The 9,325-nt window shown below is 63.1% G+C and carries 9 protein-coding genes; 4 read left to right on the top strand and 5 right to left on the bottom strand.

Annotated features, from left to right (window positions below; translation table 11 throughout):
- Nucleotides 1-105 (bottom strand): transposase (locus A3722_RS23185; protein WP_150120448.1); only part of this gene is annotated, 105 nt, incomplete at its 3' end.
- 400 nt (nt 106-505) lie between these two features.
- Between A3722_RS23185 and A3722_RS05795 the strand changes: the two genes are divergently transcribed.
- Nucleotides 506-1,183: a hypothetical protein gene (locus A3722_RS05795; RefSeq protein ID WP_067625335.1), complete on the top strand. Its 678-nt coding sequence runs from the start codon at nt 506-508 to the stop codon at nt 1,181-1,183.
- A 12-nt stretch (nt 1,184-1,195) separates the two neighbouring features.
- On the opposite strand, the gene A3722_RS05790 is transcribed toward A3722_RS05795, so the two are convergent.
- The 4 genes from A3722_RS05790 to proS are packed head-to-tail and all read right to left on the bottom strand — an operon-like array spanning nt 1,196 to nt 5,074.
- Entirely contained in the window at nt 1,196-1,879 is a 684-nt protein-coding gene (locus A3722_RS05790) for an ABC transporter ATP-binding protein (protein WP_067625338.1), read from the bottom strand.
- Entirely contained in the window at nt 1,872-3,167 is a 1,296-nt protein-coding gene (locus tag A3722_RS05785) for a lipoprotein-releasing ABC transporter permease subunit (protein WP_067625341.1), read from the bottom strand. Before A3722_RS05785 ends, A3722_RS05790 begins: the two co-directional genes overlap by 8 nt.
- Before the next feature lie 54 nt (nt 3,168-3,221).
- Nucleotides 3,222-3,725 (bottom strand): DUF2937 family protein, encoded by a 504-nt coding sequence (locus tag A3722_RS05780; protein WP_067625345.1) that lies wholly within the window; start codon nt 3,723-3,725, stop codon nt 3,222-3,224.
- Nucleotides 3,726-3,733: 8 nt separating this feature from the next.
- A complete protein-coding gene (gene proS / locus A3722_RS05775; protein WP_067625347.1) occupies nt 3,734-5,074 on the bottom strand; it encodes a proline--tRNA ligase in 1,341 nt (446 codons plus the stop codon).
- A 245-nt stretch (nt 5,075-5,319) separates the two neighbouring features.
- Between proS and A3722_RS05770 the strand changes: the two genes are divergently transcribed.
- The 3 genes from A3722_RS05770 (at nt 5,320) to A3722_RS05760 (ending at nt 9,320) form a co-directional block, all read left to right on the top strand.
- Nucleotides 5,320-6,402, top strand: coding sequence for an AI-2E family transporter (locus A3722_RS05770; protein ID WP_067625350.1), 1,083 nt, complete (start codon nt 5,320-5,322; stop codon nt 6,400-6,402).
- 1 nt (nt 6,403) lies between these two features.
- Nucleotides 6,404-7,084: an HdaA/DnaA family protein gene (locus A3722_RS05765; RefSeq protein WP_067915988.1), complete on the top strand. Its 681-nt coding sequence runs from the start codon at nt 6,404-6,406 to the stop codon at nt 7,082-7,084.
- A 61-nt stretch (nt 7,085-7,145) separates the two neighbouring features.
- Nucleotides 7,146-9,320: an RNA degradosome polyphosphate kinase gene (locus A3722_RS05760; RefSeq protein ID WP_067626891.1), complete on the top strand. Its 2,175-nt coding sequence runs from the start codon at nt 7,146-7,148 to the stop codon at nt 9,318-9,320.
- Nucleotides 9,321-9,325 lie beyond the last annotated feature (5 nt).

Here is a 9,325-nt window from a genome sequence, read left to right as displayed (position 1 = left end):
TTCCGACATGCCGTGCTTGCGGCACAAGTCCGCGCATTTTGCGCCTGCTTCGTGCTCGCCAAGGATGCCGATGATCTGTTCGTCCGTGAATCTCGTTCGCTTCATTGTCCGTCCTCAAGTTGGGCCGGACTCTAATCGACGGTGGAGGAAAAATCCCGTGGCAGGTCACGGCATCGCCAAGCAGGTCTTCAGGCCGCTCGCAGCCCTTCAGTAGTTCGTCCAGCAGTTCCTTGGATATGGTCATCGTCCTTGCTCCTCTCAGGAAGCATGGACCAGTTCGCAGTTACACAAAAGATCGGACACTCTCGTTTTAATTCAATTATCGCAGGCCATATACGTTCCGTATCCAATGCGCCTTTGGCGCATAGCCCCTCCCCTTCCCCCCATGGGGAAGGGGCTCCTACACAACAACAGGTCGGGACCGCACCAGCAGTTACTCGCAACGTCAGCACCTATCCCCAACTTCCCCCTTGATCCGCCGCCCACACCGGTCCTAACTCCCCCCATGATCCGCGCCCTCCTCCTTCTCCTCCTCCTCACCGCCTGCGGTCGTCCGCTGACGGAGAACGAGCGCGCCTACCTCTCCACCATCCACGGCACCTCTGTCGACTACGACCGCGTGCGCTTGCACGACGGTGCCCCGACCCGCGCCGTTACCTTCACCCGCAAGCCGCGCCCGCGCACCACCTGCCGCGAGCGCATCCTGCCGCCGCAGGAGGGCGACACCGTGACTTCCAAACCCGCCGCCGTGGCCCTGTGGAACAACCTGCTTTTCGACAAGGACTGGTACCTCGAAGACTACCTCCCCGATCACCCCGACCGCATCGGGCTGATCGCTGCGATGCTGCTCGCGCATGAGATCACCCATGTCTGGCAATGGCAGAACCGCAAGCTTACCGCCTATTCGCCCCTGCGCGCGGCCTCCGAGCAGTTCACCAGCCCGGACCCTTATCTTTTCGAGGTCGACACCCAGCCGCGCTTCCTTGATTTCGGCTATGAGCAGCAGGGCTCAATCGTTGAGGAATTCGTCTGCTGCCGCGCGCTCGACCCGCAGGCGCCGCGCACCAAACGGTTGCACGCAATGCTGTCCGAGGTCATGCCCGTGGCCCCTCTGCCCCAGAGCCGCCCCTATGACGTGGGCCTGCCTTGGGACGGGGTCGAGCTTGAAAATATCTGCCGGTAACCCCGTCTCGGCTCAGACCGGCACCAGCTGCCCCGCCTCAAGCCGGATCTGTCGGTCCATCCGCGCGGCCAGTTCAAGGTTATGCGTGGCGATCACCGCCGAAAGCCCCGTGCCGCGCACCAGCGCCATCAGCGCCGCAAACACCTGATCCGAGGTCGAGGGATCAAGGTTGCCCGTGGGCTCGTCCGCCAGCAGCAGACGCGGCGCATTGGCCAGCGCCCGGCAAAAGGCCACCCGCTGCTGCTCACCGCCCGACATGGCGGCGGGGCGGTGGTCGGCGCGTTCGGCGATGCCCACCTGTGCCAGCAGATCACGCGCCCGTGCCTCGGCCACCTTGCGGGCCACGCCATTGGCAAGCTGCGGCAGCACAATGTTTTCCAGCGCCGTGAATTCGGGCAGCAGGTGGTGGAACTGATAGATAAAGCCCACATCCGCCCGGCGCACCCCGGTGCGCTTGCGGTCGCTCTGCCCCGTCAGGTCATCGCCCGCGATCTCAACCGTGCCGCTGTCAGCCGTATCCAGCAGCCCCGCGATGTGCAGCAGGGTCGACTTGCCCGCGCCCGAAGGGGCAACCAGTGCCACGACTTCACCGGGCGCGACCGTCAGGTCTATGCCGCGTAGCACCTGCACCTCATTCGGCGCGCCGGGGTTGTAGGCTTTGGAGATGCCGGTCAGGCGCAGGACGGGATCATTCATAGCGCAGGGCCTCCACAGGGTTCATCCGCGCCGCGCGGCGGGCGGGGAAAATCGTCACGACAAAGCTCAGCCCGAGCGACAGCCCCACGGCAGAGAGCACATCGCCCAGTTGCAGTTTCGCGGGCAGGAAGTAGATGCCGCGGATCGAGGCATCCCAAGCATTGCCGCCGCTGAGGTAGTTCACGAAGGCGAAAATCTGGTCGACGTAGATCGCAAAGAGCACGCCCAGCACCACGCCCGCGGCGGTGCCGATGATCCCCGTGAACGCGCCGCAGATAAAGAACACCCGCAGCACCGAGCCCTCAGACAGCCCCATGGTGCGCAGAATGCCAATGTCGCGGCCCTTGTTCTTGACCAGCATGATCAGCCCCGAGACGATGTTCATCGCGGCGATCAACACCAGCACCGAGAGGATTACGAACATCACCCGGTCCTCGATATCCAGCGCCGAAAGGAACGAGCCGGACGCATCGCGCCACGTCCAGACCTGCGCCCGGTCGCCCGCCGCCTGCATCAACGCCGGCGCCATGGCGTCAACGCTTTCGGGGTCTTCGACCATAACCTCCAACTCATCCGCGACGCCCTCGCGGTTGAAAAAGCTCTGCGCCTCGGCGATCGGCAGATAGACACGTGTCTTATCAATATCATAGCGACCGGCTGAGAAGATATAGACGACCTCATAACCGTTCACCCGCGGGCTGGTGCCAAAGGCAGTTTTCACCCCATTGGGCGAGATCAGCTTGATCGTGTCACTGACCTGCACGCCCAAGCTCTGCGCCACGCCGCTGCCGATGGCGATGCCTTCCTCAAACCGACCAATGTCACCGAATGACCGTTCCGAGGGCTGGATGCCGGGGATGGTCATCAGATCATCCGATGCGATGCCAAAGACCTCGACGCCCGCGTTGGACTGCCGCCGGTTCGCCATGACCTGCTGGCGCACCAAGGGGGCCACGCGGGTCACGCCGGGCACTTTCGCAACCTCGGCGGCCATTTCGGTATAGTTGGCGATGGTGCGGTCGATCTGGCCGGTCTCTTGCACCTCGCCCATCGTGTAAACCGTGACATGCGCGTTGGCGCCAAGGATCGTGTCGACAAATTCGGCGCGAAACCCTGAGCGAACCGACAGCGTGGCAATCAGTGCGAAGACCGCGAGCGTGATGCCGATCAGGCTGATCCATGTCATCACGCTCACCCCGCCCTCGGCGCGGCGGGCGCGCAGGTAGCGCCAAGCGATCATCCATTCAAAGGCCGCGAATGGGGCGGTGCGTGTGGGTTTGCTGGCCATGCGGGAGGGCTCCGGTCTGAGGTGCGCGCAACCTGAGGCTTTGCCCCAGAAGGGTCAAGAACGCAATGCCCGGCGGCGGAAGCGCGCGGGCCATGTGGGCAGCCAGAGGAGCACCCGCGCGAAGGCGGCTCCGGCGATGAAGCCTATGGTGGCGAAGATCAATTCGGCACGGCTGCGCGGCGCGGTGAGCGAAAACTTCTGCACGGTTGCGCGCAACGCTTCTGCGTCAGGTGCGCGTAACAGGTAATAACTGCGTAGGAACGGACCCGCCGTTTGCTGTCGCGGCACCTGCGCCTCAAGCGCCATGTGCCTTTCGATGTTGCGGGTCAGATCGATACGTCGGCGTTCCAACAAGGCCGACCCACGCAGCCGCGCAAGCGCGGCCTCTCGGTCAAGCCCGGCGGTGCGGGCGGCAGCATCAAAATGCGCTACAACACCGGAGAGCGTTCGCTCTGCGGCTTCTAGCTCAAACACATAGGCCCGGGTGAACCCCGGGCCTTGTGCGGCAATCCCTGCCCCTATAATCCCACCGGCCAATGTCAGCGCCCGCAGGATCATCGTAGCCCTCAGGCGATGCCTGCGTAGATTTTCGCCAGCTTTTCGACCGCCTGTTCGGGCGGCAGCTCTTCACTTTCCCCGGTGCGGCGGCTGGTCAGTTCGACCACGCCGTTTTTCAGCCCGCGCGGGCCGACGGTGATGCGCCATGGCAGGCCGATCAGGTCCATCGTCGCAAATTTCATACCAGCGCCGCCTTTGCGGTCGTCATAAAGCGGATCGAGGCCCAGCGCCTTGAGGCTCTTATAAAGCGCATCGCAGGCCGCATCGGCTTCGTCGTCGCCTTGCTTGAGGTTGACGATCCCCGCATGGAACGGGGTCACGCCTTCGGGCCAGATAATGCCCTTGTCGTCATGGCTGGCCTCAATGATCGCGCCCAGCAGACGGCTAACGCCGATGCCGTGGCTGCCCATATGGACCGGCACCTGTTTGCCGTCGGGGCCCTGCACCTTGGCGTTCATCGCGTCGGAGTATTTCGTGCCGAAGTAGAAAATCTGCCCCACTTCGATGCCGCGCGCGGTGCGCTGGCGGTCTTCGGGCACTTTGGCGAAAAGCTCGGGGTCGTGGGTTTCATCGGTGCGGGCGTAGCGCGAGGTGAACTCATCCAGCACAGCGCGGCAGGCGTCGTGATCGCTGGGGTCAATCTCGCGGTCGCCAAAGGTCAGATCGGTGATCTCGCTGTCATAGAAGACTTCCGATTCGCCCGTCTCGGCCAGCACGAGGAATTCATGCGTGTCATCGCCGCCAATGGGACCGGAGTCGGCGCGCATCGGGATCGCTTGCAAGCCCATCCGCTCATAGGTGCGCAGGTAGCTGACCAGATGGCGGTTATAGGCGTGCAGCGCGTCCTCTTTGGTGAGGTCGAAGTTATAGCCATCTTTCATCAGGAACTCGCGGCCCCGCATCACGCCGAAACGTGGACGGATCTCGTCGCGGAATTTCCACTGGATGTGATAGAGCGTCAGCGGCAGGTCTTTGTAAGACCCGACATGGCTGCGGAAGATGTCGGTGATCATCTCCTCATTGGTGGGACCATAGAGCATGTCGCGGTCTTGGCGGTCGCGGATGCGCAGCATCTCCGGGCCGTAGGCGTCATAGCGGCCCGATTCCTTCCACAGATCCGCCGATTGCAGCGTCGGCATCAGCATCGGGATATGGCCCACGCGCTGCTGCTCTTGGTGCACGATCTCTTCAACCTTGCGCAGCACCTTGTAGCCCAGCGGCAGCCAAGAATAGATCCCCGCGCTGGATTGCTTGATCATCCCCGCCCGCAGCATCAACCGGTGGCTGACGATCTGCGCCTCGGCAGGGTTTTCCTTCAGCACGGGCAGAAAATATTGGGACAGACGCATGGTGTTTCCTCATTGAGCGAATTGCCCCCTGACTAGTGCATGTCAGGGGGCGAGACAATCACATCGCACAGGCCGCGCGAGAGCTTGGCCACCCGCGGCGCACAGCGCCCATCTCTCGAGCGGCCTGTACACAACGGACGACGTGCTGCTGCGATGGTCGCCCGATCTCCCCCAAGTCAAGCAGCCAAGACTTGAAACGAAACGCCACATGGGCGATGTGAGAACATTCCCTGCCGGAGAGCATCATGGCCCTGCCAATCCGAGACCAACTGAAATACTGGGGCATCGCTGCGGCGGTGTTCATGGTGGCACTGTGGTTCATGGGCGATGTGCTGCTGCCCTTCCTGCTGGGCGGGGCAATTGCCTATTTCCTCGATCCGGTGGCCGACCGGCTGGAGCGACTGGGGCTGAGCCGTGTGATGGCCACCGCGCTGATCACCGTGGCGGCCCTTCTGATCTTCGTGCTGATGGCGCTTTTGGTCATCCCGACGCTGGTGAACCAAACCGTCAACCTGATCGAGACCGCGCCCAAGGTCACTCGCAATTTTACCGATTTCATCACCGACCGCTTCCCCTCGCTGCTGGACGACGATTCGACGCTGCGCACCTCGCTGACCACCTTGGGCACGACGATCCAAGAACGCGGTGGTGAGCTGTTTCAAACCGCACTGGCCTCCTTTGCCTCGCTGATCAACATCCTGCTCTTGTTCGTCATCGTCCCCGTGGTCGCCGTCTATCTGCTGCTCGACTGGGACCGCATGGTCGCGGCCATTGACCGGCTGCTGCCGCGCGACCATGCGCCGACGATCCGGCAATTGGCGCGGGAGATCGACGCGACGCTCGCCTCCTTCGTGCGTGGCATGGGCACGGTCTGCCTGATCCTTGGCACCTATTACGCCGTGGCGCTGATGCTGGTGGGGCTACAGTTCGGCCTCGTCGTCGGTTTCGTGGCCGGTTTGGTCACCTTTATTCCCTACCTTGGCGCATTGATCGGTGGGGCGCTGGCGATCGGGCTGGCGCTGTTCCAATTCTGGGGCGATTGGGTGTCGATCGGGCTGGTGGCGGGTATCTTTGTGCTGGGCCAGATCGTCGAGGGCAATCTGCTAACCCCGAAGCTGGTCGGCAACTCCGTCGGGCTGCACCCGGTCTGGCTGCTGCTGGCGCTGTCGGTCTTCGGCACACTCTTTGGCTTCGTCGGGCTGCTGGTCGCGGTGCCCGTGGCCGCCGCCATCGGGGTGATCGCGCGTTTCGCCACGGCGCGCTACCGTGAAAGCGTGCTCTACATGGGCCGCGAGCCTGAAACGACCGTCGACGAGGACATTCGCTGACATGGCCCACCAACTCGGGTTGAACCTGCCCAGCCGGACGGCTCTGGGCCGCGACGCATTCTTTGTCGCCCCCTCCAACGCCATGGCGATGGCGATGATCGACGGCTGGCGCGGTTGGGCGGGCGGCAAGCTGGCGCTGACCGGGCCACAAGGCTCGGGCAAGACGCATCTGACGCATGTTTGGGCGGACTTGTCGGGCGCCCGCATCATCAGTGCTGCCGACCTGCTGGAGGCCGACATTCCCGCCCTCGCCCGCGGCCCCCTCGCCGTCGAAGATGTCCATCTGATCGCCGGGAACGCAGAAGCGCAAACGGCCCTGTTTCACCTGCACAACCTCGTACTGGCCGAGGGGCAGGCGCTTTTGCTCACCAGCACGGGGCCGGTGGCCCATTGGGGGCTGACGCTGCCCGATCTGGTCAGCCGGATGCGCGGCGCCACGATGGTCGAAATGGAAGCCCCCGATGACGCACTGCTTTCCGCACTGCTGGTCAAGCTTCTGGCCGACCGGCAGTTGACGCCAAAACCGGAACTGATCAATTACCTGATGACCCGGATGGATCGTTCCTTTGCCGCTGCCATCGCGCTGGTCGACCGGCTGGATGCCGCCAGCCTTGCGCAGAAGCGCCCGTTGACCCGCGCACTGGCCGCGCAGGTGCTGGACATCGCCCCGCCCCGCGCGTGATACTGGAATAATTAACGCAAGCCTTCGCAAACCCGTTACATTCCAATGTCATGAGGCCCGCATGACCCAAGCTGATTTCCTGCAAGCGCCCTTTCCGCCCGCCACCGATCTGCCCGAGCTTGATACCGCCGGGCCGGGCCGTTTCTTTAACCGTGAGCTAAGCTGGCTCGACTTCAACTGGCGGGTGCTGGAAGAAGCCGAGAACCCGCGCGTGCCGCTGCTGGAACGGCTGCGCTTTCTGTCGATTTCAGCCACCAATCTGGATGAATTCTATACCGTGCGGGTCGCGGGGCTGCGCGAACTGGCCCAAGCGGGCAATACCACCGCCGCCGCCGATGGGCTGAGCCCCGGTGAGCAATTGGTGCTGATCAACGAAGACGCGCGCAACCTGATGATGTCCCAACAGCGTGTGCTGGTTGACCTCATGACCGAGATGGACGCGCAGAACATCATGCTGGAACGCGCCGCCGACCTGACCGAGGCGGACCACAAACATCTCGAAGGGGTCTTTCTCAACCAAGTCTTCGCCGTGCTGTCGCCGCTGGCGATTGACCCGGCACATCCCTTCCCCTTCATCCCCAACACCGGCTATGCGCTGGCTTTGCAACTGGAACGCAGCCGCGACAAACGCCCCCTGCAAGCGCTGCTGCCGATTCCCGGCCAGATCGACCGCTTCGTGCCCCTGCCCGCGCCCGATGGTTGCCTGCGCTACCTGCCGCTCGAAGACCTGTTGATCATCAACATCCCCAACCTCTTTCCGGGCTACAAACTCAAAGCGCATTTCGAATTCCGCGTGCTGCGCGACAGCGATCTTGAAGTGGAAGACGAGGCCGAAGACCTCGTGCGGGAATTCGAAGTCGCCCTGAAACGCCGCCGCCGGGGGGAGGTCGTGCGTCTGACCCATTCCGCCGGCGCCCCGGAAAAGCTGAAATCCGTCGTCATGCGCGAGCTTTGCGTGCGGCCCCAAGACGTGATCGAAATCGAAGGCATGCTCGGCATCGCCGATCTGTCGAAACTGGTAACCGACGCCCGGCCCGACCTTCTGTGGCCGCAGTTCACCCCGCGTGTGCCCGAGCGCGTCAGCGACCACGATGGCGATATGTTCGCCGCGATCCGGCAAAAGGACATGCTGCTGCACCACCCCTATGAGACCTTTGATATGGTGGTGCGCTTCCTTGCCCAAGCGGCGCGGGATCCCGACGTGGTGGCGATCAAACAGACGCTCTACCGCACCTCGCGCGACAGCCCGATTGTCAGCGCGCTCTGCGAGGCTGCCGAGGATGGTAAATCCGTCACCGCCTTGGTTGAACTGAAAGCCCGCTTTGATGAGGCCGCCAATATCCGCCAGTCACGCCGCTTGGAACGCGCGGGCGCGCATGTGGTCTATGGCTTTCTCGACCTCAAGACCCACGCCAAGATCTCGACCGTGGTACGCCGCGAAGGCGATCAACTGGTGACCTATACCCACTACGGCACCGGCAACTACCACCCGATCACCGCGCGGATCTATACGGATCTGTCGCTTTTCACCTGCGACTCGAGCCTTGGGCGCGATGCCACGAAAGTCTTCAACTTCCTCTCAGGCTATGCCCCGCCAGAGCAGTTGGAAAACCTCGCCATTTCCCCCACCACGCTCAAGCCGCGCCTGCTTGAGATGATCGCCACCGAGGCTGACCATGCTCGCGCCGGGCGGCCTGCCGTGATCTGGGCCAAGATGAACGCCCTGATCGACGCCGAGGTGATCGACGCGCTTTATGATGCCAGCCAAGCGGGAGTGGAAATCAGCCTTGTCATTCGCGGCATCTGCGGGCTGCGCCCCGGCGTTAAGGGGCTGTCGGACAACATTCGCGTCAAATCCATCATTGGCCGTTTTCTGGAACACAGTCGCATTGTCTGCGTCGGCAACGGCCACGGGCTGCCGCATAAAAAAGCGCGGGTTTTCATGTCTTCCGCTGACTGGATGGGCCGCAACCTCAACCGCCGGGTCGAGACTTTGGTTGAGATCGAGAACCCGACCGTCAAGGCACAGATCACCAGCCAGATCATGGCGGCCAATCTGGCTGACGTGGCGCAAAGCTGGGTCATGGGGCCGGATGGCAAATTCACCCGGCCCGCCGTGCCGGAGGGGACGTTCGCGTTTAACTGCCACCGCTTCTTTATGGAAAACCCCTCGCTCTCGGGGCGCGGCAGCGCGGGGGCGTCGGATGTGCCCAAGCTGACCCATACCGAGGATTGACCTAT

Origin of the sequence: Sulfitobacter sp. HI0027 (genome assembly GCF_001634775.1) — a bacterium.
Taxonomy (GTDB): Bacteria; Pseudomonadota; Alphaproteobacteria; order Rhodobacterales; family Rhodobacteraceae; genus Sulfitobacter.
The sequence above is the reverse complement of the archived record's forward strand: the minus strand, read 5'-3'. Positions and strand labels throughout refer to the sequence as shown.

Excerpts from the sequence above, each read along its gene's own strand:
- A3722_RS05795 (WP_067625335.1), top strand. The coding sequence starts at position 506 with ATGATCCGCGCCCTCCTCCTTCTCCTCCTCCTCACCGCCTGCGGTCGT.
- A3722_RS05790 (WP_067625338.1), bottom strand. The coding sequence starts at position 1,879 with ATGAATGATCCCGTCCTGCGCCTGACCGGCATCTCCAAAGCCTACAAC.
- A3722_RS05785 (WP_067625341.1), bottom strand. The coding sequence starts at position 3,167 with ATGGCCAGCAAACCCACACGCACCGCCCCATTCGCGGCCTTTGAATGG.
- A3722_RS05780 (WP_067625345.1), bottom strand. The coding sequence starts at position 3,725 with ATGATCCTGCGGGCGCTGACATTGGCCGGTGGGATTATAGGGGCAGGG.
- proS (WP_067625347.1), bottom strand. The coding sequence starts at position 5,074 with ATGCGTCTGTCCCAATATTTTCTGCCCGTGCTGAAGGAAAACCCTGCC.
- A3722_RS05770 (WP_067625350.1), top strand. The coding sequence starts at position 5,320 with ATGGCCCTGCCAATCCGAGACCAACTGAAATACTGGGGCATCGCTGCG.
- A3722_RS05765 (WP_067915988.1), top strand. The coding sequence starts at position 6,404 with ATGGCCCACCAACTCGGGTTGAACCTGCCCAGCCGGACGGCTCTGGGC.
- A3722_RS05760 (WP_067626891.1), top strand. The coding sequence starts at position 7,146 with ATGACCCAAGCTGATTTCCTGCAAGCGCCCTTTCCGCCCGCCACCGAT.